General features: G+C 71.8%; 17 protein-coding genes and 1 pseudogene. 6 read left to right on the top strand and 12 right to left on the bottom strand.

The genetic code is table 11. The features are described 5' to 3' along the window. Positions 1–2: 2 nt before the first annotated feature. From GWI24_RS04250 to GWI24_RS04230, 5 genes are all read right to left on the bottom strand, one after another. Positions 3–722 carry a GntR family transcriptional regulator gene (locus tag GWI24_RS04250; protein ID WP_210944554.1) on the bottom strand — a complete coding sequence of 240 codons (720 nt, stop codon included), beginning with the start codon at positions 720–722 and terminating at the stop codon, positions 3–5. A gap of 66 nt (positions 723–788) precedes the next feature. Then, positions 789–1,883 (bottom strand): 2-hydroxyacid dehydrogenase, encoded by a 1,095-nt coding sequence (locus GWI24_RS04245; protein WP_210944553.1) that lies wholly within the window; start codon positions 1,881–1,883, stop codon positions 789–791. A 22-nt stretch (positions 1,884–1,905) separates the two neighbouring features. Continuing rightward, complete coding sequence (locus GWI24_RS04240; RefSeq protein WP_210944552.1) at positions 1,906–2,520, bottom strand: histidine phosphatase family protein; 615 nt, start codon at positions 2,518–2,520, stop codon at positions 1,906–1,908. Further along, positions 2,517–4,004: an FGGY-family carbohydrate kinase gene (locus GWI24_RS04235; RefSeq protein WP_210944551.1), complete on the bottom strand. Its 1,488-nt coding sequence runs from the start codon at positions 4,002–4,004 to the stop codon at positions 2,517–2,519. Before GWI24_RS04235 ends, GWI24_RS04240 begins: the two co-directional genes overlap by 4 nt. After that, positions 3,997–5,601 (bottom strand): FGGY-family carbohydrate kinase, encoded by a 1,605-nt coding sequence (locus GWI24_RS04230; RefSeq protein ID WP_210944550.1) that lies wholly within the window; start codon positions 5,599–5,601, stop codon positions 3,997–3,999. Before GWI24_RS04230 ends, GWI24_RS04235 begins: the two co-directional genes overlap by 8 nt. Before the next feature lie 314 nt (positions 5,602–5,915). Between GWI24_RS04230 and GWI24_RS04225 the strand changes: the two genes are divergently transcribed. From GWI24_RS04225 to GWI24_RS44870, 3 genes are all read left to right on the top strand, one after another. After that, on the top strand, positions 5,916–6,692 hold the full coding sequence (locus GWI24_RS04225; protein WP_210944549.1) for a DeoR/GlpR family DNA-binding transcription regulator: 777 nt from the start codon (positions 5,916–5,918) through the stop codon (positions 6,690–6,692). A 250-nt stretch (positions 6,693–6,942) separates the two neighbouring features. Further along, positions 6,943–7,479 (top strand): hypothetical protein, encoded by a 537-nt coding sequence (locus GWI24_RS44875; RefSeq protein WP_247615855.1) that lies wholly within the window; start codon positions 6,943–6,945, stop codon positions 7,477–7,479. After that, positions 7,419–7,775: an MFS transporter gene (locus GWI24_RS44870; RefSeq protein ID WP_247615854.1), complete on the top strand. Its 357-nt coding sequence runs from the start codon at positions 7,419–7,421 to the stop codon at positions 7,773–7,775. The genes GWI24_RS44875 and GWI24_RS44870 overlap by 61 nt, the downstream gene beginning before the upstream one ends. A 10-nt stretch (positions 7,776–7,785) precedes the next feature. Here the strand turns inward: GWI24_RS44870 and GWI24_RS04215 are convergent, their stop codons facing one another. The 6 genes and pseudogenes from GWI24_RS04215 to GWI24_RS04190 form a co-directional block, all read right to left on the bottom strand. Next, positions 7,786–9,054 (bottom strand): alpha-L-fucosidase, encoded by a 1,269-nt coding sequence (locus tag GWI24_RS04215; protein ID WP_210944548.1) that lies wholly within the window; start codon positions 9,052–9,054, stop codon positions 7,786–7,788. A gap of 21 nt (positions 9,055–9,075) precedes the next feature. Next, a pseudogene (locus tag GWI24_RS04210) lies at positions 9,076–12,092 on the bottom strand (glycoside hydrolase family 2 TIM barrel-domain containing protein). After that, positions 12,092–12,928 (bottom strand): carbohydrate ABC transporter permease, encoded by an 837-nt coding sequence (locus GWI24_RS04205; protein WP_210944547.1) that lies wholly within the window; start codon positions 12,926–12,928, stop codon positions 12,092–12,094. The pseudogene GWI24_RS04210 and the gene GWI24_RS04205 overlap by 1 nt, the downstream one beginning before the upstream one ends. Positions 12,929–12,937: 9 nt before the next feature. Further along, positions 12,938–13,921, bottom strand: a complete 984-nt coding sequence (locus GWI24_RS04200; protein ID WP_210944565.1) for a carbohydrate ABC transporter permease — start codon at positions 13,919–13,921, stop codon at positions 12,938–12,940. A 12-nt stretch (positions 13,922–13,933) separates the two neighbouring features. After that, positions 13,934–15,214, bottom strand: coding sequence for an extracellular solute-binding protein (locus GWI24_RS04195; protein ID WP_210944546.1), 1,281 nt, complete (start codon positions 15,212–15,214; stop codon positions 13,934–13,936). A gap of 165 nt (positions 15,215–15,379) precedes the next feature. Then, entirely contained in the window at positions 15,380–16,429 is a 1,050-nt protein-coding gene (locus GWI24_RS04190; protein WP_210944545.1) for a PfkB family carbohydrate kinase, read from the bottom strand. A gap of 126 nt (positions 16,430–16,555) precedes the next feature. Between GWI24_RS04190 and GWI24_RS04185 the strand changes: the two genes are divergently transcribed. From GWI24_RS04185 to GWI24_RS04175, 3 genes are all read left to right on the top strand, one after another. Next, positions 16,556–17,305 (top strand): DeoR/GlpR family DNA-binding transcription regulator, encoded by a 750-nt coding sequence (locus tag GWI24_RS04185; protein ID WP_210944544.1) that lies wholly within the window; start codon positions 16,556–16,558, stop codon positions 17,303–17,305. Positions 17,306–17,352: 47 nt separating this feature from the next. Beyond that, entirely contained in the window at positions 17,353–18,699 is a 1,347-nt protein-coding gene (locus tag GWI24_RS04180) for a 6-phospho-beta-glucosidase (protein WP_210944543.1), read from the top strand. A gap of 96 nt (positions 18,700–18,795) precedes the next feature. Then, positions 18,796–21,936, top strand: a complete 3,141-nt coding sequence (locus GWI24_RS04175) for a glycoside hydrolase family 38 C-terminal domain-containing protein (RefSeq protein ID WP_210944542.1) — start codon at positions 18,796–18,798, stop codon at positions 21,934–21,936. Here the strand turns inward: GWI24_RS04175 and GWI24_RS04170 are convergent. Then, entirely contained in the window at positions 21,931–22,878 is a 948-nt protein-coding gene (locus tag GWI24_RS04170; RefSeq protein ID WP_210944541.1) for a cobalamin-binding protein, read from the bottom strand. The genes GWI24_RS04175 and GWI24_RS04170 overlap by 6 nt on opposite strands. Positions 22,879–22,938: the final 60 nt, after the last annotated feature.

The raw sequence follows: 22,938 nt of genomic DNA, 5'->3' as shown, positions 1-22,938 counted from the left end.
GGTCAGGACTCCTCGTCCCGGCTGAGCTGACGCCCGAGGCTGCGGGCGAGGTGCTCCGCCATCGCTTCGGCCGCGCGGTCGGCATTGCGGCGCAATATCGCGTGCACCACGCGCTGGTGCTCCGCGAGGGTCGGGTCATCGGCGCCGAGTTGGCTGCTCAGCCGGAAGATGTGCAGATGGGAGTGGAGCCGCTCCACCGCGTCCGCGAGCAGCGGCCGCCCGGATGCCTGGGCGATCGCGTCGTGGAGGCGCTGGTCGAGGGCGGCGAAGCCGCGGTACGCCGCATAGCGCCCGGCGGCCGTCCCCGGGTGGGTGTGCATTTCCTCCGCGATCCGCTCGATGGCGTCGAGCTGGTCCTCACCGGCGTTGACCGCGGCGAGCGCGGCCGCCCTCGGCTCCAGCAGCTGCCGCATCTCGAAGAGCTCCTCGAGCCCCTGCCGGGTCAGCAGCTCGGTGGTGCGGTACCCCGACAGCGGCCTCTTCACCACCAGTCCGTCCGCCTCCAGCCTGGCCAGCGCCTCCCGGATGGGGGTCGGGGAGACACTGAGGGAGCGGGACAGGGCCTCGATGCTGACGCGCGCGCCGGGGGTGATCTCATGGTCCATGACCATGGCCTTGATGTTCTCGTAGACGCTGTCCGAGAGCGCCTGACGGGCGGGTGGCACATCCCGCCCCTGCCCTTCCCGCGGTGCCCCGGTCGCGGAGGTGTCCTGCGGCGGCATCCGGCCTCCTGCTGCTGATCGGGGCGTATCGGGGCAGCAACAGTTTACCCAGGTGAGGGACGCCGTTCAGGGGCGAGCCGAGCCGGGCCCGGCCATCGCGGGCCCTGATCGGCAGAGTGGCGTCACCGGTGCGAGGGCGTTGGCGCAGTGGGCGAGCGGTTCGCCGCGCAGAAAGCGGGCCACTTCCGCCGCCACGATCCGGGCGGCCTTGTGGGCGACCTCGCGGCTGGCACCGGCGATGTGGGGGGTCAGCATGATGCCGGGTGTGGTCAGCAGCCGGGATTCGGCCGGGACGGGTTCGGTGGGGTAGACGTCGAATCCCGCGCCGCCCAGGTGCCCTGCGTCCAGGGCGTCGCACACCGCGTCGTAGTCGACCAGCGCGCCCCGCGCGCAGTTGACCAGCACCGCTCCGCGTGGCATGGACGCGATCCGGTCGTGGCCGATCATTCCGCGGGTCTCGTCCGTCACCCGGGCGTGGAGGGAGACGATCCGGGAGCGGGTGAGCAGTTCCTCCAGGGAGACCAGCCGGGCCACGCCCGCCACCGCGTCGGGCCGCACATAGGGGTCGTGGACGAGGACGGTGGCACCCATGGCGGCCAGGGCCCGTGCGACACGGGAGCCGATGGCGCCGAAGCCCACCAGGCCGATGGTCGAGCCGTCGATCTCGATGCCGCAGTTGTCGTAGTCGTAGGTGTCGCCCCGCCAGGTGCCCCGCTTGAGGTCGGTGTGGACATCGCCGACACCGCGGGCGGCGGCCAGGATGAGGGCGAGGGTGTGTTCGGCGGTGGCCACGGCGTTGCGGCCGGGCGCGTAGCACACGGCCACACCGTGGCGGGTGGCCGCTTCCAGGTTGGCGTTGACCGGGCCGCCGCGGCTGACGCAGAACAGCTCGAGTTCGGGGCAGGCCCGCAGGACGCGTTCGGTGAGCGGGGCCATCTGGGTCACACAGATCCGGCTCCCGCGCAGCGCCTCGATGAGCTCCTCTTCGGTGCCGGACGCCTCGTCGACCTCGGCGACCTTGCCGAACGGTGTGTGCGGCCAGGGCAGCCGCAGCTCGCGGATGTCGAGCGCGCCGTGCTCGGGAACGGCGTTCCGCAGCTCCTCGGTGAGCAGTCGGGGCAGTACGAAGTGGTCGCCGGCGGCGAGGACGGTGGTGGGCACGGTGGCACTCCGGAGGAAGAGGTCAGTCGGTGGTCAGGGCCGGGGCGTTGAGCCGCAGAAGCGATGCCCGGCCGTCCCGCAGGCGCAGTTCGGTCAGGGCGCCGTTCTCCAGCCGGGGAAACACCTGGCGGTAGCGGGCGAGCGGAATGCCGAGCAACTGGCACAGGACCAGGCGGACGAGGGTGGAGTGGGCGACGACCAGGACCCGTCCCTCGGGCACCTCATGGGCGATGTCCGTCAGACAGGCGATCGCGCGGCCGGCGGCCGCCGCCGGGTCCTCACCGCCTGGCAGGTGGTGGGCGACCGGATCGGCCAGGAACGCGCCCAGCTCCGCCGGGAACCGCTCCCGCATCTCCGCCCGGGTCAGCCCCTCGCCGCGCCCGAAGTCCACCTCGTACAGCCGCTCGTCGACGCGCGGAGTGAGGCCGAGCGCGGCGGCGGCGGGCCCGGCGGTGAGCCGGGCGCGGGACAGCGGTGAGCTGAGCACCGCGTCCAGCCGCCGGCCCGCGGCCCAGGCGCCGAGCTCGGCGGCCTGCTTGTGCCCGTGTTCGGTCAGTGGCACGTCGGTGCGGCCGGCGTAGCGGTTCTCCGCGTGCCACACGGTCTCCCCGTGCCGTACGAGGACGAAGTCGGTCACAGGTCGGCCTTTCTGTGGGCGTGAGCGGCCACCTCCGGCTCCAGCCAGCCCCGGCGGACCAGTTCGTCCACGAAGCCGAGGTAGACGGGCAGCAGCCGTGCGGTGCGGGCGGAATCGGGGTGCAGCTCGACTCCGTCGCGCACCATGGAGGCGGCGGCCCGCTCCAGCGTGACGCCCGAGGCGGTGGCGGCGAGCACCGCCATGCCGACGGCGCTCTCGGCCTGCTCGGGCAGGGTCACGCTCCGGCCGAGGAGGTCGGCGCGCAGCTGCGACCAGTAGCGGTTGCGGGCGCCGCCGCCGGTCAGGCTCAGCGGGCCGTCCACGGGAGCGCCGATGTGATCCAGGTGGTCGAGGCAGAGCCGCTCCACACAGGCCACGCCGAGCAGACAGGCATGGAACTCCTCGGCGGCGCCGGAGGGTTCGCCCAGGACGAAGGGGTGCGCGTCGGGCGCGCGGAACGGGAAGCGTTCGCCCCGCTCGCCGACGAGCGGGTAGACGACCGCGGTGGAACCGGTCGCGGCGGCCGCTTCGGTGAGGGCGTCGAGGCCGGCGCCGGGGAAGCGGCGGGTCAGCACGCCCGCGCCACTGCTGGAGGCACCGCCGGGCAGCCAGCTGCCGCCGGGCCCGCGGTGGCAGTAGACCACCCCGGCGGGATCGTTCACCGGACGGGGACTGGCGCCCTTGAGGACCAGGGTGGTGCCCAGCACCGAGTTCCAGGCGCCCGGGCCGAGCGCGCCCGCCCCGATCTGGGCCGCGCAGCCGTCGGTCATTCCGGCGACGACGGGGGTGCCGACGGGGATTCCGGTGGCGGCGGCGGCCCGCGCGCAGACCGTGCCGATCACCGTGCCGGGCCGTACGACCTCCGGCAGCAGGCCATCGGGGACGCCGAGGGCGGCCAGCTCCTCGGCGGGCCAGCGGTCGGCGAGCAGGTCGTAGCCGGTCTTCAGGGCGTGGCTGGCGTCGCCGGGGGTCTGCTGTCCGGCCAGCCGCCAGGTGATCAGGTCGGCCTGGTGCAGCAGCCGGGCCCCCGGCGGGACATCGGTGTGCTGGAGCAGCCACAGGAGTTTGGGCAGGGCCCAGGACGGCTGCATGGTGCGGTAGCCGAGCCTCTCCCACACCTCCGCGCCGACGGTGTTGACGCGGTCGGCGTGGCCCGCGGCGCGCCCGTCGTCGTACATCAGGGCCGGGGTGAGGGGCGTTCCGGACGGGTCGGCGAGGAGGATGGTCCCGGAGGTGGCGTCCACCGCCACACCCCGCACCCGCCCGTCGTCGATGCCGCTCAGGGCCTCGCGGCAGGCGGCACCGGCGGCGGACCACCACTGCTCGGGGTCCTGTTCGTGCCGTACGCCGTCGCGGTGGCTGGTCAGGGGGCGGGAGGCCGCGGCGAGCAGCTTCCCGGTGCCGTCCACGGCGACCGCGCGCACGCTTTGCGTACCGAGATCCAGGCCGAGATGGACGGCGTCGGGGGAGAGAGCGTCAGACATGCGAGGTTTCCGGACGGGGGTCGTGGGAGCGCTGAGCGGGGGTGTCGGTGGGTGGCCGGCCCGGCCCCCGGGACGGCGACGAGCCCGGTGCCCGGGTCGGCGAAGAGCCCGGTCCCCGGGACGGCGACCAGCCCAGGGACCGGGCCGTGTCCCGCCAGGCCAGGTGTGCCGCGGACAGCTCGTCGTAGAGCGCGGCCCGGTCCGGGTCCGGTGCCCAACTGGAGCCCATACGGACGCACTTGGCAGCGGCCTCCTCCATGCTCCGCTCGGCGCCGGTGAGCACCAGACCGGTGAGGAAGGCACCCTTCGCGCCCAGCTCGGTGTCGGTGCCGCGCGCCGTCGGGACGCCGGTGGCGTCGGCGATGAGCTGACACCAGCGGTCGCTGCCCGCGCCTCCGCCGCACAGCCGCAGCTCGTGCACCTCGGTTCCGGAGGCTCGCAGGCAGTCCCGTACGACGAGGGACAGGCCCTCGAAGACCGCACGGGCCAGGTCGGCGCGGGTGTGGTCCAGTGACAGGCCCCAGAAGGTGCCGCGGGCCCGCCCGTCGAGGAACGGCGCGCGCTCCCCGGCGGGTGAGAGGTAGGGGAGGAAGCCCAGCCCGGCGGCGCCGGGTTCGGACGTGGCCGCGAGGTCACCGAGCGCGGCGGGGCTCTCGACTGCCAGCGTCCGGCACGCCCAGTCCAGCACCTCGGTGCCCGAGAGGGTGGGAAGGGCGCGCAGCAGGCGGTCGTGGCGGCCGAAGGCGATGGTGATGCCGCACGGCTCGCCCGAGGTGTCCACGCTCCGGCGCACCACCTCGGTGCACAGGGTGGTGCCGAGGATGGCGCACGCCTGTCCGGGATCGACGACCCCGCCGCCGCGGGCGGTGGCGGCGATGTCGTAGGGCGCCATCACGACGGGAAGGCCGGTGGGGAGGCCCAGTTCGGCTGCCGCGTGGTGGGTGAGCTCGGCGACGCACTCGTCGTGTCCGAGGACGCGCGGCAGCAGCCGGCGGGCCCACGCCAGGCCGAACAGGTCCACGATCGCGGGGTCGTACGCGCCCGTGGCGTGGTCGAGGAAGGGGGCCGACGCGTCGGAGGCGTCGATCGCCGTGACGCCGGTGAGCCTCAGGAACAGCCAGCCCGCCGCGGTCAGCGCGGTGTGCGAGCGCTCCAGGCGCGCCGGGTCGTGCCCGGCGAGCCAGGTGAGCACCGCGTTGGGCATACCCGCGCAGGTCAGGGAGCCGTTGCGGCGGTACGCCTCCGTCAGGACGCCATCGGCCTGCCAGCGCGCGAGCAGCTCACCGGCGCGCCCGTCGGACCACAGGATCGCCGGTCCGGTGGGGCGGCCGTCGCCGTCGACCAGCCAGCAGCCGTCCCCCTGGGCCGTGAACGCGATCAGCCGCACCGCGTCATGCCCGGGCCCCAGCTGGGCCAGAGCGCCGCGCACGGTGGAGATGACCCCGCGCCACACCGCGTCCATGTCCTGCTCGGCCCACCCGGGGTGAGGCCGCAGCACCTCCGTACCGATGCGGGAGACCGCCACTTCCCTTCCCCCGGCGTCGAACACGACGGACTTGATGACCGACGTGCCGACGTCGACAGTGAGAACCGTCATGACCGAAATACCTGCCCCTTCATCACGGCTGGAGCAGCGGCGTACCAGTGAATCGCCACCGCTCCGGGGAACCGATGCCGTCGGCGGAATTCTGTGCCGACAAACCCAGAGAATCGCCGCCGGGAAGCCACGTCAATCGGGGCGCGGGATTATCCCGCGGCCGGCCCACGGCACCGTGCGATGTCCTGGGCCACCGGCCCTGCACACGGGGGAGGCGACGGTCCGCCCGCGTGTTACCTTCGCGTGAGTTTCACATCAGGTCGTCTCACACCGGTCCGCCGGGGTGGTGCGGAAGGGATAAGGAGCCGCAGGCCATGACCCGGACGGATGGGCAGGAGGAGCGGCGGCGCCGGCTGCGTGAACTGGTCACGACCAAGGGCTTCGTCCGCACCTCGGACCTGGCGGCCGAGTTCGCCGTCAGTGTGATGACCATCCACCGCGACCTGGACGCCCTCCAGGCGCAGGGCTGGCTGCGCAAGGTGCGCGGCGGCGCGAGCTGTCTGCCGTCCACGCAGTTCCACGGCAGTGTCGGCGAGCGCATGACGACGATGAGGCAGACCAAACAGCGGCTGGCGCGGGCGGCGGCCGAGGAACTGGCTCCCGGCCAGATCGTGGTGATCGACGACTCCACCACCTGTCTGGGCCTGACCCAGCACCTGCCCCACCACACACCGATCACGGTGATCACCAACTCGCTGCCCGCCATCACGGCTCTGGCCAAGGAGCCCGGGGCGGCGCTGGTGGCGCTCGGCGGCACCTACTTCCCGGCGTACGACGCGTTCATGGGACCGCACACCGCGCAGAGCATGTCCGCCTTCCGCGCCGATGTGCTGTTCATGTCCACCACCGCCGTCACCGCGGGCCGCTGCTACCACATGTCACCCGAGACGGTGCAGGTCAAGCAGGCGATGATGGCCGCCGCGGCACGCCGCGTACTCCTCGTCGACCATACGAAGTTCGCCAACCAGGGCCTGTACGCCCTGGCTCCGCTCACCGACTTCGACCTGCTCGTGGTGGACGACGCGGCACCGGCCGGGGAGGTGCGCGGGCTGCGTGAGCGCGGCGTCAATGTGCGCATCGTCCCTCGGTGATGTCACGTGAACATCACGTCAATTTCACCCGAGAGCGGGGTCGGCCACGGGCCCCGTTCACCCCTGTGACCTGGTGAGACAGCCCTCCTCCCATCGCATGGCCGAAAACAGGGCCTGCCGACTTCACACGGCGACCAGCCGGACCCGCGAGGTCTTCCCACCGACGGATTGACCGCCTTCCGGTTTGGACTTTTCATCGTGACGCCTTACGGAACTCCGCTCCCCGAGATCGCCGAGAAGGTGGTTCGCCGTGACCGTCCCCCCAAACGCATCCACTCCGGAAAACGAAATCCAGCCGCGCCATTTCCTGGAACGCCTCGGCATTCCCAAAGTGCTCGTCTGGGGGTTTGTGGGCGTACTGCTCTTCATGATCGGTGACGGTGTGGAGTCCGGGTACCTCTCGCCCTACCTCATCGACGAAGGGGTCGCCAAGGACCAGGTGGCGCTGCTGTTCACCGTCTACGGCGTGACGGCGAGCATCGCCGCCTGGTTCTCCGGAGCGCTGTCCGACCTCTGGGTGACCGCGGTGACCCCCGAGCACCGGCTCGGCTCGGCGGTCGGCTGGTTCTGGTTCGCCTTCACCGGTGGACTGCCCACGCTCGGCTCCCTCTTCGCCAGCCTCACCATCCCGTGGATCGGCGCCTACTCCACGCTGTGGAGTTCGCTGGCCCTGGTCGTGGCCGGCGGTCTGATCGCGCTGCCGCGGGCCACAACTATCCGCTCGCCATGCTCCTGGTCAGCCTCTTCGGCGCCACGCTCGCCGGCTATGTGCCGCTGTCCGCCCTGATGCCCTCGCTCGCGCCCCGCCACAAGGGCCAGGCCATGTCCGCGCTCAACCTCGGCGCCGGTGCCAGCACCTTTCTCGGCCCCGCCGTGGTCGGCCTCTTCCTCGGCCCGCTCGGTGTCCAGGGCGTGATGTGGGCCTTCGCCGTGCTGTACCTCGCGAGCGCTCTGATGTCGGCGTTCCTCACCCTCCCGCGCCCCGAGCCGGACACGGCCTCTTCATCACCCACGCCGATGACATCAACCAGGACCTGCTCGACTTCATCGGCGCCACCTCACGCTGAGCCCTTGAGCCCTTGAGCCCCTGGGCTCAGAAGCGGCCCGCGCCCCGGTACAGGTCCAGTTCCCCGTCCAGCTCGACGGCGAGGACCGTCGCGTGTTCGTCCAGGTCCGCGGTGGCGGGCCGGTCGATCCACAGCACGCCGGGGACCTCGTGCAGGCCGCCGATGACCTGGTGGCCCAGCTCGGTGCCGGTGCCGAGAACGCTGACCCGCCGCACCGGGGTGCGCAGGCCGCGCACGCCGATGGGGCCGCGGGGGATGTCGAACACGGTGAGGTAGAGCGTGCGCCGGTCGGCGGAGAGCGTGCTGGGGCCGTAGTGGTGGCCGGCGGGCAGGCCGCGGACCGTGCCGTAGACGGCCTCGGCGTGGCGGGCGATCCACGCGCCCATGCCCTCGAGGCGTTCGACCTGCTCGGCCGGGATGGTGCCGTCCTCCTTGGGGCCCACGGACAGCAGCAGGTTTCCGCCGCCGCCGATGGTCTCCGTGAAGTACCGGATGAGCTGGCCGGTCGACTTGTAGTTGTGGTCGTGGTGGCGGTAGCCCCATGAGTCGTTGAAGGTCAGGCACAACTCCCAGGGACCGGCGGGCGGTTCGATCGGCACGCCCTGCTCGGGGGTGGCGTAGTCGCCCTCGCTGAGCATGCGCGCGTTGAGCACACACCGCGGCACCTCGGAGCGGATCAGCCGGGCCAGGTCCTTGATCCGCCACTGCTCCTCGGTGCGCTCCCACTCGCCGTCGAACCACAGCAGGTCGGGACGGAACCGGGTGGTCAGCTCCCGCACCTGGCCGTCGCGGTAGGCGAGGTAGCGGGCCCACGCCGCCAGATCCTCCTCTTCCTTCGGCGCCTCGGCGTAGGGGTTGTTCTCCTGCTCTGGCGGACGGCCCTCGTAGCGGGTGGAGGCGTAGTCGGGGTGGTTCCAGTCGTTGTGGGCGTAGTAGAGGCCGACCTTGATGCCACGTTCCCGCATCGCCGCCGCGTACGGGCCGACCAGATCGCGTCCGGCGGGGGTGTGCCGCACCACGTCGAGGTCGCCCTCTGCGGTGTCCCACAGGGAGACGCCGTCGTGGTGGCGTGAGGTGAGCACGGCGTACCGGGCGCCGGCCCGGGCGAAGAGGTCCGCCCAGTCCTCCGGGGCGTAGTGGCGGGCGGTGAAGCCGTGTCGCTGCGCCATGTACTGGTCGTGGGGGATGTCGCCCTCGAAGAACGACCAGGACTCCTGGACGCCGTCGACGGCGTAGATGCCCCAGTGGATGAAGATGCCGAACTTGGCGTCGGGGAACCAGGGTTGCATGGCCATGGTGGGGTGAGCTCCCGTTTCCTAGAGGGCGGACAGCGTCCAGGACCAGCGGTACGTGCCGGGGCCGACGCGGTAGCGGGCAAGGGTGTCGGGGCCGCACGAGGCGGTGCCGACACCGCGGTGCGCGGCGTCGATGTGCACCACGCAGATGTCGCGCGGGACCAGTTCGTCGTGGTGCGCTGCGGCGGCCAGGTCGGCGGCGCGGTGGCGGGTGACGGAGATCTGGCGCGGCGCGTCGAGGGCGACGCGCCATCGGTCGTCGAGCGTGAAGTGGCGCACCGCGTGCCGCCCGCCGCTCTCCTGCGGGCGCAGATACGGCGTGAACAGCTCGTCCACGGCGGCCTGGTGGTGGCCGACGGCCCCGCCCGCGCACCGGTCGGGGTAGGTCTCCCAGGGGCCCGGCCCGTACCAGGCGAGGCGGTCGTGCCGGGCGGCCGTCTCGAAGACCGTGCCCACGCGGGGCACATCGGTGAGCCCGGCGGGCAGCTCGGCCGTCTCCTCCACGTGGATCCCGGCGCGGCTCCCGGCGCGGGTCCCGGCGCCGCTCCCGGCGTGGATCCCGGCGCCGCTCCCGGCGTGGATCCCGTCCGGCACCGGTCGCAGCACCTGCCGGTGGCGCACCGGACCAGCGGTGGTGTCGTACTCCGCGAGGACGGTGACCGCTCCGGCGGCGTCCCGTTCGACGGACACCAGTCGTCGGCGCGGGGCATCGAGACCCCAGGCCCGCCACCGCTCGCCGAGCCCGCCCAGCTCGTCGTTGTCCGTCGGCGCCCGCCACAGCGAGAGCACCGGCGGCGCGGACAGCGCCGGATGCGCCAGCAGCCCGTCCTCGTCGACCTCCACCGGCGGCAGGCCGTGGTTGTCGACCGGCGCGGTGGACGCGGTCCGCTCCCGCAGCCGCACCCGTGGCGTGCACACTTCCGTACCGGCCGGCGCCCACGCCTCCTCCTCCGCCGTACGGACCCGCAGCGTCAGCCATGCCTCGCCCGGGGCGGACGGCAGCCCGGCGAGCAGGTCCGGCGGCAGCTCGACCGGGGCGCTCGCACCCGGCGGGAGGTGCGGCAGCTCCGCCGGGACCGGCGGGTGGTCGGCGCCGTGCCCGTCGAGGGACAGCACCCACTCGGCCGCCAGCCACGACAGATCGCGGAAGTGCTGGCGGTTGTGGACGCGCACCCCCTCCTCGTCGTGGGTCAGCCGCACCGGCGCGGCGATCTCCCGGTGCTCGTACAGGACGGGCTTGGGTGTGCGGTCCGGGAAGACGACGCCGTCCGCGATGAACGCGCCGTCGTTCGGCGTGTCACCGAAGTCGCCGCCGTACGCCCAGCGCGTCCCCGGTCCGGCGACCCCGCCGCCGTACCCGCCCACGCCCGCGAGCCCCGCCGGGCGGCCGTCGGAGAGCCGCTGGAGGATGCCGTGGTCCCAGAACTCCCAGATGAATCCGCCCTGGAGACCGGGCGTGGCCTCGATGGCCGCCCAGTAGTCGGCGAGGCTGCCGTTGCTGTTGCCCATGGCGTGCGAGTACTCGCAGAGGATGAGCGGCCTGGTCTGCTCGCCGGAGCGCGCGTGTGCGGTGATCTCGTCGATGGAGGCGTACATCGGGCAGATGATGTCGGTGACGGTGTCCGGACGGGTCCAGCCGCGGTTCAGCGCCCCCTCGTACTGCACGGGGCGGCTCGGGTCGTGGCGGCGCACCCACCCGGCCGCGGCGTCGTGGTTGGCGCCGTAGTCGGACTCGTTGCCCAGCGACCACACGATGACCGACGGATGGTTCTTGTCGCGCAGCACCATCCGCGAGACGCGGTCGGTGAACGCGGCGAGGTAGCGCGGGTCGTCGGCGATCTCGTGGGCGTGGTCATGCGCCTCGATGTTCGCCTCGTCGACGACGTACAGGCCCAGCTCGTCACAGAGACCGAGGAAGGCCGGGTCGTTGGGGTAGTGGGAGGTGCGCACGGCGTTGAAGCCGAAGCGCTTCATGGTGACGAGGTCGGCGCGCATGTCGTCGTACGACACCACGCGGCCGGTCAGCGGATGGAAGTCATGGCGGTTGACCCCGCGGATGAACACCCGCTCGCCGTTGACCAGCAGGTCCCGCCCGCGCACCGCGACATCGCGGAAGCCGACGCGGTGGTACGAGGTGTCCGCGACCGAACCGTCCGCGCGGTGCAGCCGGATCACGCAGTCGTAGAGGTGCGGGGTCTCCGCGGACCAGGTCCGCACCTCCGGCACGGTGGTGTGCAGCCGGGCCTCGCCGAGGAAGTCCGACACCCGCTCCTCGGCGGCGCACCACGCGGCGTACTCCGCGTCGAACCGCAGTTCGCCGACGCCCTCCAGCGACCCGGTGACATACCACCCGGGGGGAGGGCGCCGTGTGCCGAGCGGATCAGCACCTCGGCCCGCAGCCGCCCGTCCGCCGGTGCGGTGATCCGCACATCGGCCAGGTGCAGCGGGTCGATGGCATAGAGGTACACGGATCGTGTGATCCCGCCGTGCCACCACTGGTCCTGGTCCTCGATGTGCGAGGCGTCGGACCACTTGACCACCGTGAGCCGTACGGTCGTGCGCTCGCCCGGCCGCACGGCGTCGGTGATGTCGAACTCACTGGCCAGGTGGGAGTCCTTGCCCATGCCCACGGGGCGGCCGCCGGCCTCGGCCAGCAGCACGCTCTCGAAGGCCCCGACGTGGAGCACGATCCGCTTGCCCGCCCATTCCGCGGGGATGTCGATCTCGCGCTCGTACACGCCCGTCGGGTTCTTCGCCGGGGAGGCCGGGGGGAACTCCGGCCACGGCATCGTGACATTCGTGTAGTGCGGGAGGTCGTCGGTGCCCTGCACGGTCCAGCAGCCGGGCACCCGGGCGGTTCCCCACCGCTCGGCGAGGGGCTCGTCGGGCGACGCCAGCAGCTGGAACCGCCAGTCGCCGTCGAGCGCCGTCCGGCCGGTGTCCGTGGTGCCGCGCACCACCGCGTGCAGCGGCAGCCGGCGCCAGGACGTGAGCTCGGGCGTCTCCCAGGGGCGGACGTACGGGGGCGGGTGGTGCATCAGCGGATGGCTCCCTTGGCCAGGTCGGCGATGAAGTGGCGGGCCGCGAAGATGAACATGATCAGCAGCGGGATCAGGGCCAGCAGGGCACCGGCCATGACCATGCCGTAGTCCGTCATGCTGTGCACGCTGTTGAGCTGGGACAGCGCCACCTGGAGGGTGACATGGTCGGGGTTGGTCAGGGCGATCAGCGGCCAGGCGTAGTCGTTCCACTGGCCCATGAAGGTGAAGATGCCGAGGAACGCCAGGCCCGGCCGGACCACGGGCAGCGCCACATGCCAGTACTGGCGCAGGAAGCTGCAGCCGTCGAGCCGTGAGGCGTCCATCAGCTCGTCGTGGATGGCGCCCGTCATGTACTGGCGCATCCAGAAGATGCCGAACGCGTTGGCCGCCGCCGGGACGATCAGCGCGGTGAGCGAGCCGATCCAGCCCAGCTTCGCCATGATCACGAACTGCGGGATGGCGGAGAGCTGCGCGGGCAGCATGAAGATGCCCATCATCAGCCCGAACAGCAGCTTGCGGCCCGGGAAGTCGTACTTGGCGAAGACGAACGCCGCGAGCGAGTCGAAGAAGAGCACGAGCACGGTGACGGTGCCCGCGACGATCAGCGAGTTCAGCATCGACCCGAAGAAGTCGATGGTGTCGAAGAGGTGGCCGACGTTCTCCCGGAAGTGCGACCCGGGCCAGAGCTTCGGCGGGTACGAGAAGATCTCGCTGGAGGTCCGGGTGGCCATCACGACGGCCAGGTAGAACGGGAAGATGGACAGCAGCACCCCCGCGATCAGCGCGGTGTGCAGCGAGACACCGCGGGCCATGGCCCCTTTGGTCCTGCTCATGACGGCCTCCTAGTCCTTTTCCCGGCGGTTGACCAGGCGCCAGTTGATGAGCGAGAAGACCACCACGATCATGAAGATCGCCCAGGCGATGGCCGCTCCGTAGCCGAAGTCGTTGTTGTCGAAGGTCTGCTGGAAGAAGTAGAGGACCACCGTCTGGCCGGCGTGTTCGGGCCCGCCCGCGAAGGTCGACAGGCCGTCGTTGCGGCCGAGCAGCACCTGGGACTCGGAGAACGACTGCAGGCCGGTGATCGTGGAGACCACCACGGTGAAGAGGATGACCGGGCGCATCATCGGCATGGTGACCGAGAAGAAGGTCCGGACCGGCCCGGCCCCGTCGACCCTCGCGGCCTCGTAGAGTTCGGTCGGGATGGTCTGCAGACCGGCCAGGAAGATGATCGCGTTGTACCCGGTCCACTGCCACGTCATCAGCGCGGCGACGGCCACCTTGATGCCCCAGGGCTCGTTCAGCCAGGCCACCTCGCTGATGCCGACGGTCTTCAGCACGGCGTTCATCAGGCCGAAGCTGGTGGAGAAGATGGAGCCGAAGATGACGGCGACGGCGACGACCGAGGTGACGGACGGCACGAAGTAGACGAAGCGGTACACCCCCTTGAAGCGCACCGCGGAGTTCAGCATCACGGCGCTGACCAGGGCGATGAACAGCATGGGCAGGGTGCCCATGGCCCAGATCTCCAGCGTGTTGAGCACCGCGTCCCAGAACTGGGTGTCGGCGAGCAGATAGCGGAACTGCGACAGCCCCGCGTACTCCATGTCCCCCAGACCGTCCCAGCGCTGGAAGGCGAGGAAGAGGGAGAAGCCGGCCGGGATCAGGCCGAAGCAGAGGAACAGCAGATAGAACGGTGAGATCGCCGCGTACAGCCGCCAGTGGCGGCGGATGCCGCCCTTGCGGCCGGACGGCGCCGCGCCCGCTCTTCCCGCCGTTCCCGCCGGGCTCGGCGCGGCCGCGACCGCCGCGGCAGGTGCGGTCTTCATATCGGCCATGGCTCAGCTCACCCCCAGGTGGTCCGCGATGCGTCGGCATGTGCTCATGGCGTCCCGCCAGGCTCGCTCGGGGTTCTTGCCGGAGATGTGCACGGAGGTCAGCTCGTCCATGATCGGCTGCTTGAGGGCCACGTCGTAGGGGCTGTTGTAGGCGACCTGGATCCGCTGAGCGGCCCGGGCGAAGATGTCGTTGGTGATCTGGCCGCCGAAGAAGGGGTCGTGCTCGCGCATCGCGGCCATCTCGTAGGACGCCGGGGTGGAGGGGAAGAGCGACGCCTCCACGAAGCCGCGGGTCTGGTTCTTGGGGCCGAGCAGCCAGGTGATGATCTCGAAGGCCACCTCAGGTCTGCGGCAGTACTTGGTGATCCCGAGGAACGAGCCGCCGTCGTTGGCCGGCCGCTCGGGCATCGCGGCCACCCGCCACTTGCCGGCGGACTTCGTCAGCTGCGACTTGAAGTCGCCGGCCGCCCAGGAGGCGCCGAGCTGGCTGGGCAACCTGCCGTCCTCCAGTGCCGCGGTCTGGTCGACCGTGCCGGACTTGAAGGGGGAGACGAGACCGCGCTTCTTGCACTCCAGCGCCAGATCCCAGGCGCGGACGATGTGTTCCTGGTCGCCGATGAAATGGCGGTCCTTGTCGACGAAGCGCTTCGCCGACTGGCCGATGCCCATATTGAGCACGGCCAACAGGTCATTGACCAGGTAGGCACCCTTGACCCGCTTCACCAGCCGCTCGCCCGCGGTGAAGTAGTCCTCCCAGGTGCTCATGGCCGCGGACACCTCGGCGGGCTCGGTGGGCAGGCCCGCCTTGGCGAAGACATCGGGGCGGTAGTAGTGCACACAGGGGCCGGTGTCGATGGGAAAGCCGATCTGACGGCCGTCGTCGGCGGTGCCCTGGGCCCACTTCCAGTCCAGGTACTGGCTCTTGAGCCGGTCCGCGCCAAGGGTGTTGAGGTCGATGAACTGGTCGGCGTTGGACAGCAGCGAGGCGATGTCCTCGCCCTTCAGGCCGGTGATGTCGGGCGCGTAGGCGCGGGCGGTCAGTGTCGTCAGCAGCTTGGAGCGGAAGTATCCGCCGATCTGGGTGGCCTTGAGGTCGACCTGGGTGAAGCGCTTGGCGGCGTCCTCCACCAGCTTGTCGCTCAGTCCACCGCCCCAGTACCAGAGTGTCATGTTCCGGCCGGTCGACCCGGCCGGGACCGCACAGCCCGCGGCCGCGCCGCCCAGCACGGCGGCCGAGGTGGTCGCCAGGCCCGCGCGAAGCAGTCCTCTGCGTGAGGGGTGCACTGCTTCACCGCCTTTCGGTGTCTCGTCGTTGAGGTGTCGGGGTGTTGCCGTGGGGGGTGTCCTTGGGAAGGGGCTTCTGCGAAAAGGTGTGGCGCCGCATCAGAACGGCGTGGCCGGTCACAACGGTGGCGGTCACAAGGGTGGCGGTCACCACGGCGCGGCCGGTCACAACGGTGTGGCCGGCGCTTCCGGCGGGGGCGGGCCGACGCCGGCGGGGATCCGGTCGGCGAGGAAGCCGTACGCCCGGCGGAGTTCCTCGGCGCCGGGGTCGGCCACGACCTCGTGCCACCACTCCGCGACGCCGCCCCAGCCGGGCGCCGCCAGCGCTCCGCCGTGGCGACGGGTGGACAGCCCGGAGGCGAGCACCGCGAAGCGCAGCCGTTCGGCGAGTGGCCAGCCGGCCAGGGTGGCGGCGACGAAGCTCGCGCCGAAGACATCGCCGGCGCCCGTGGCGTCCAGGACATCGATGTCGAGCGCGTCGGCCTCGGCGTACTCCCCGGTGTCCTGGTCCACGGCGATCGCCCCGTCCCGGCCGCGTGTGACCACGGCGACCGGCACCAGGTCGGTGAGCGCGCGCAGGGCCGCCCGCGGGGTGGCGGTGCGGGTGTACGCCATGGCCTCGGCCTCGTTGGGCAGGAAGGCGTGGCACAGGGAGAGCTGATCGAGCAGATCCGTGGACCACCGCTGGGAGGGATCCCAGCCGACGTCGGCGAAGACCCGGGTGCCGGAGGCGGCGGCCTTGGCGATCCAGTCCTGTGGTTCGGGGCCGATGTGCACGAGCGCGGAGCGGGCGGCCGGGGGGTCGCCGATCAGCTCGTCCTGACCGTACGGGGGCTCCGCGCCGCCGGTGACCAGCGCCCGGTCCGCGCCCAGCGCCAGCGAGACGGTGACCGGCGTGTGCCAGCCGGTGGGTGCCGTACGGGACGGCGAGAGGTCGATGCCCTCCTGCCCGGCGAGCACCTCACGGCAGTAGCGGCCGTAGAGGTCGTCGCCGAACACGGTGGCCAGCGAGGTGCGCAGCCCGAAGCGGGCGGCGGCCACCGCGAGATTCGCGATGCCGCCGGGGCCGCTGCCCATGCCCCTGGCCCAGATCTCCTCGCCCGGCACGGGTCCCCGGCCGAGGCCGGTGAAGACCAGGTCGTAGAAGAGCAGTCCGGTGAGCAGGACGTCGGGAGCGGTATCGCCCGGTGACCCGTCGGGGAGCGGCTCGCTCACGAGCGCGTCCTCTCGTCAAGGGTGTGCAAGTTCTGACGTGGATCGTGAGCCACCTGAGCAAACTTTTCAAGACCTAATCAAAAACAAGCATGGAGTTGATTGAAATTGCAGGGTAGTGTGCGCCGCATGCTGGCAGAGCGACGACACCAACTCATCCTGCGGGCATTGCGCTCCGGTGGCCCCGCATCCGTGACCGACCTCTCCTCCGAGCTGGGGGTGAGCGCCGCCACCGTGCGCCGCGACCTGATCAGACTGGAGGAGGACGGCCTGCTCACCCGGGTGCACGGGGGTGCGGTGGCGGAGGACGGCGATCAGCCGTTCGCCGAGGTCGCCGAGGTCCGGGTCACCGACAAGGACGCCGTGGCGGAGCGCGCCGCCGCGATGGTCCAGGACGGCCAGACGGTGCTGCTCGACATCGGCACCACCGCCTACCGCCTGGCCCGGCAGTTGCACGGCCGCCGCCTCACCGTGATCACCAGCAATCTGGTGGTGTACGAGGAGCTGGCGGAGGACGCCGGGATAGAGCTGGTGCTGCCCGGGGGCGTGGTGCGCCGTGAGTACCGCTCGCTGGTGGGCTTCCTCACCGAGGACAGCCTGCGCCAGTTGCACGCCGACTGGCTGTTCCTGGGCACGAGTGGCATCCGGCCCGGCGGCCATGTGATGGACACGACCGTGGTCGAGGTCCCGGTGAAGCGGGCCATGATGGCCGCCGCCGAGAAGACGGTGCTGCTCGCGGACGCCGGGAAGTTCCCCGGCCGGGGGATCGCCAAGGTGTGCGGTCCGCAGGACATCGACATCGTGGTGACCAACGCGTCCGCGGATCAGGCCACATGTGCCGTCCTGTCCGAGGCCGGCGTCGAAGTGATCAAGGTCTGACCGCTCCCGGAGCGGACAGGGAGTCGGGACATCTCGGAGGTTCTTCAGTGAGACTGACCATTCTCGGCGGCGGGGGATTCCGGGTGCCGCTGGTGTACGGGGCGCTCCTCGCCGATCGCGGGGAGGGCCGGGTCACCGGCGTGACCCTGCACGACCTGGACGCCGGCCGGCTCTCCGCCATCGCCCGGGTGCTGGCCGAGCAGGCCGCGGACCATCCGGACGCGCCGACCGTGACCGTCACCACGGACCTGGACGAGGCGCTCAAGGGCGCCGACTTCGTGTTCTCGGCGATCCGCGTCGGCGGCCTGGAGGGGCGGGCGGCCGATGAGCGGGTGGCGCTGGCCGAGGGCGTGCTGGGGCAGGAGACGGTCGGCGCCGGGGGCATCGCGTACGGGCTGCGCACACTGCCGGTGGTGGACCACATCGCCCGGCGGGTGGCCGCGCTGGCCCCGGACGCCTGGTTCATCAACTTCACCAACCCGGCCGGCCTTGTCACCGAGGCCATGTCCCGCCACCTGGGCGACCGGGTGATCGGCATCTGCGACTCGCCCGTGGGCCTGGGCCGCCGGGTGGCCCGCGCGCTCGGTGCCGAGCGCCCGCGGGACGCGTGGATCGACTACGTCGGGCTCAACCATCTGGGCTGGCTGCGCGGTCTGCACATCGACGGCCGCGACCAGTTGCCGCGGCTGCTCGCCGACCAGGAGCTGCTGGGCTCCTTCGAAGAGGGCAAGCTCTTCGGCCCGGAGTGGATCCAGTCGCTCGGCGCCGTCCCCAACGAGTATCTGCACTACTACTACTTCAACCGCGAGGCGGTGACGGCATACCGGGAGGCCCGGCAGACCCGCGGCGCCTTCCTGTGCCAGCAGCAGGCCCGGTTCTACGACTCCCTGCGCGACCCGGCCGCGCCCGCGCTGAGGACGTGGGACAACACCAGGGCCGAGCGCGAGGCCACGTACATGGCGGAGAACCGCGAGGCGGCGGGCGCGGGGGAGCGGGACGAGGAGTCGCTGACCGAGTCCGGCGGCTACGAGAAGGTGGCCCTGGCCCTGATGCGGGCCATCGCCCGCGACGAGCGCACGACGCTGATCCTCAACGTGCGCAACCGCACCACACTGTCCGCCCTGGACGAGGACGCGGTCATCGAGGTCCCCTGCCTGGTCGACGGCAACGGCGCCCATCCCGTTGCCGTTTCCCCGCTCCCCGCGCACGCCACCGGCCTGGTCTGCTCCGTCAAGGCGGTGGAGCGCGAGGCCCTCGCGGCGGCCGCCTCCGGCTCCCGCGCCACGGCCGTCAAGGCGTTCGCCCTGCACCCCCTCATCGATTCGGTCGAGGTGGCCCGCCGCCTGGTGGACGGCTACCGCCAGGCACATCCCGGGCTCGCGTACCTCACCTAGCGCCGGCCCCGGGCGAGCGCCCGGCGACCGGTGCCCCCGAGCAACGCGGCCGCGGCCGACCCCACGCCGTCACCCCAACCCGGAAAAGAGTTCCCCGTGCACGACGAACGCCGCCGCATCGAGGAGCGCGTCGAGCGCGTCCACGACCAGCGCATCAAGCCCGCCGTCTACTCCGCCACCACCCCGCTGACCGTCGAAGCCTGGCAGGCCCCCGGCGAGCCGGTGCCCTTCGCCGAGGCCGAGCAGGCCCCGTACGAGCCGTTCGCGATGGACACGCCCTGGGGTCCGCCGTGGGGCACCACCTGGTTCCGCATGCGCGGACAGGTGCCCGCGGAGTGGGCGGGCAAGCGCGTCGAGACGTTGATCGACCTCGGCTTCGTCGGCGACTGGCCCGGCAACCAGGCCGAGGCCCTCGTCCATCTGCCGGACGGCCGGCCCCTGAAGGCCGTCAACCCGCAGAACCAGTACGTGCCCGTGGCCCGTGCGGCCGTCGGTGGCGAGGAGATCCACTACCTGGTGGAGGCCGCCTCCAACCCGGACATCCTGGCCAATGAATTCATCGGCCCCACCCCGCTCGGCGACCGGCTCACCGCGGGCGACAAGCCGCTGTACACATTCAAGCGCGCCGACCTCGCCGTCCTCGACGAGGAGGTCTGGCACCTCTCCCTGGATGTGCAGGTCCTGCGCGAGCTGATGCTGGAGCTGGACACCCACGATCCGCGCCGGCACGAGATCATGACCTGTCTGGACCGGGCCCTGGACGCCCTGGACCTGGACGACATCTCCGGCACCGCCGCCGACGCCCGAGCCGTGCTGAGGACGGCGCTGGACCGGCCCGCGCACGCCAGCGCGCACATCATGTCGGCGGTCGGCCACGCGCATATCGACTCGGCGTGGCTGTGGCCGATCCGCGAGACCAAACGCAAGACATCCCGCACCTTCTCCAACGTCACCGCGCTGGCGGAGGAGTACGAGGAGTTCGTCTTCGCCTGCTCGCAGGCGCAGCAGTACGCGTGGGTGCGCGACCACTACCCGCATGTGTGGGCCCGTATCCAGCAGGCCGTCAGATGCGGCCAGTGGGCGCCGGTCGGTGGCATGTGGGTGGAGTCGGACGGCAACCTCCCCGGCGGTGAGGCGATAGCCCGGCAACTGGTCCACGGCAAGCGCTTCTTCATCGAGCACTTCGGCATCGAGACCAAGGGTGTGTGGCTGCCGGACTCCTTCGGCTACAACGCCGCCTACCCGCAGCTGGCGAAGCTCGCCGGGAACGAGTGGTTCCTCACCCAGAAGCTCTCGTGGAACCAGACCAACAAGCTCCCCCACCACTCCTTCTGGTGGGAGGGCATCGACGGCACCCGCATCTTCACCCACTTCCCGCCGGTGGACACCTACAACGCCGAGTTCTCCGGCAAGGAGATGGCGCACGCGGTGCGCAACTACCAGGACAAGGGCGTGGGCACCCGCTCGCTCGCCCCGTTCGGCCACGGCGACGGCGGTGGCGGCCCCACCCGCGAGATGATGGAGCGCGCCCGCCGCCTCGCCGACCTGGAGGGCTCGGCGAGGGTGCGGGTCGAGCACCCGGACACCTTCTTCGCCGATGCGAGCAAGGAGGTCCCCAAGGACCAGGTGTGGTCCGGCGAGCTGTATCTGGAGCTGCACCGCGCCACGTACACCTCGCAGGCCCGCACCAAGCAGGGCAACCGGCGCAGCGAACACCTGCTGCGCGAGGCCGAGTTGTGGGCGACGACGGCCGCGCTGCACGCGCCGGGCTACCGCTATCCGCTGCCGGAGCTGGACCGGCTGTGGAAGACGGTGCTGCTGCACCAGTTCCACGACATCCTGCCCGGTTCGTCGATCGCCTGGGTGCACCGGGAGGCCGAGGCCGAGTACGCGCGGGTGGCGGCCGAGGTGCGGGAGCTCACCGAGCGGGCACTCGACGCCCTCGCCACGACCGGTGACGGGTCGGCCGCCGTGTTCAACACCAGCCCGCGCGACCGCGCCGAGGTCGTCACGGTGCCGGCGGATCTCGCCGCCGATGAGCAAGGGCTCACGGACGGGCAGCGGCTCGCGGACGGTTCGGTGGCCGTGTGGACGCGGGTCCCGGCGAACGGCAGCGCACCGCTCGTCCCGCGGGGGACGCCCCCGCGGCCGGTCACCGTCGACGGCCGGGTGCTGGACAACGGCCTGGTGCGGGTGGAGCTCGCGGAGGACGGCACCATCGCGTCCGTACGCGACCTGGCGGCCGACCGCGAGGTGCTCGCGCCGGACGCGGCGGGCAACCTGCTCCGCCTCCACAGCGACCTGCCCAACTACTGGGACGCCTGGGACATCGACAAGCACTACCGGAACCGCTACACGGACCTCACCGACGCCGAGTCCATCACGGTGGCCGAGGACGGCCCGCTGCTGGGGGCGCTGCGCGTGGAGCGCCACTTCGGCAAGGGCTCGCGGATCGCGCAGACCATCGTGGTGCGAGCGGGCAGCCGCCGTATCGACATCGAGACGGAGATCGACTGGCACGAGGCGGAGAAGATCCTCAAGGCCGCCTTCCCGGTCGATGTGCGGGCCGACCACTCCCGCGCCGAGATCCAGTTCGGCCATGTGCAGCGCCCCACCCACACCAACACCAGCTGGGAGGCGGCCCGTTTCGAGGTGTACGGCCACCGCTGGGTGCACATCGGGGAGCCGGGCTACGGGGTCGCGGTGCTCAACGACGCCACGTACGGCCACGATGTCTCGCGCACCACGCGGGAGTCGGACGGCGGGACGACCACGACGGTCCGCCTCTCCCTGGTCCGGGCGCCGCGCGTGCCCGACCCGGAAGCGGACCAGGGCAAGCACCGCTTCACCTACGCGCTGCTGCCCGGCGCCACGGTCGAGGACGCCATCGCGGAGGGGTACGCGCTGAACCTGCCGCTGCGCATCGGCTCCGCGGCCCCGGCGGCCCCCGTGATCACCAGCGACCATCCGGCGGTCACGGTCGAGGCGGTCAAGCTGGCCGACGACGGATCGGGCGATGTGGTGGTGCGGCTCTACGAGTCGCTGGGCGGCCGGGCGCGGGCGGTGCTGCGCACGGGATTCCCGCTCGGCGGGGTCCAGGTCACGGACCTGCTGGAGCGCCCGCTGGCCGAGCGGCCCGCGGAGGTCTCGGCGGCCGGCGAGGACCAACTGGCCGTGGCACTACGCCCGTTCCAAATCCTCACGGTGCGGCTGACCCCCGCGGCACATGCGTCATGACGTGGTGTCCGGGTCACCGGTCGGGGCGGCCGGGAACGGGAGCGCCTCGGCCGCCGTCACCTCGTCCCCGGCCCGTACGCCGTGCAGGACGTGGGCCAGCACCTCGGCTCCGCGCACCACGCGCGGGCCGGGGCGGTTGAAGTAGGCCGGGCCGTCCAGCACCCAGACCCTCCCGGTCCGTACGGCGGGCAGGTCCGTCCAGCCCGGCAGGCGGGTGAGCAGGTCCGTCTCCCGCAGAGTGCGCTCGGGCGGGAAGCCGCACGGCAGGACCAGCACCACCTCCGGCCGTGCGGCGCGCACCGCCTCCCAGGTCATCGGGCTGGTGTGCGCACCGGACGCGGCGAGCAGCGGTTCGCCTCCGGCGGTGGCGATCTGGTCGGGGACCCAGTGTCCGGCGGGCCACAGCGGGTCGAGCCATTCGATCGCCACGACCCGGGGCCGGGCCCGGCCCGCCACCGCCTGGCGGATGCCTTCGAGGCGGTCGCGCAGGTCGGCCCGGCGCCGCTCGGCGCGCTCGCGCACGCCGAGCAGCTCACCCACCGTCACCAGGCAGTCCAGTACGTCGTCGAGCGTGTGTGGCTCAAGGCTGAGGACGCGGGTGTCGGCGTCCAGCAGCCGGACGGCCCGGCTCACCTTCTGATACGACACGGCGCACACCTCGCACAGGTCCTGGGTGAGCACCACATCGGGGCGCAGGGCCGCCAGCGCCTCGGTGTCGAGGGTGTAGAGCGACGACCCGGAGTGTGTCGCGCCGCCGACCGCGTCGGAGATCTCCCGGCTGGTGAGGGCGTCCTGGTCGAGGCCGGTGGCGGTCACCACGGGGATGTCCGCCACCGCTTCCGGCGGCCAGTCGCATTCGTGGGTCCGGCCGGCCAGATGCTCGGCGAGTCCGAGCTCGGCGACGATGTCGGTCGCGGCGGGCAGCAGGGAGACGATGCGCATACCGCGACTGTAGGTGGGATGTCCGGGGCATTGGTGACAGGCGACGCGCGGTCGGCGGTG

It is taken from the genome of Streptomyces sp. MK37H (genome assembly GCF_018035285.1).
In the GTDB taxonomy this organism is placed as follows: domain Bacteria; phylum Actinomycetota; class Actinomycetes; order Streptomycetales; family Streptomycetaceae; genus Streptomyces; species Streptomyces endocoffeicus.
The sequence above is the reverse complement of the archived record's forward strand: the minus strand, read 5'-3'. Positions and strand labels throughout refer to the sequence as shown.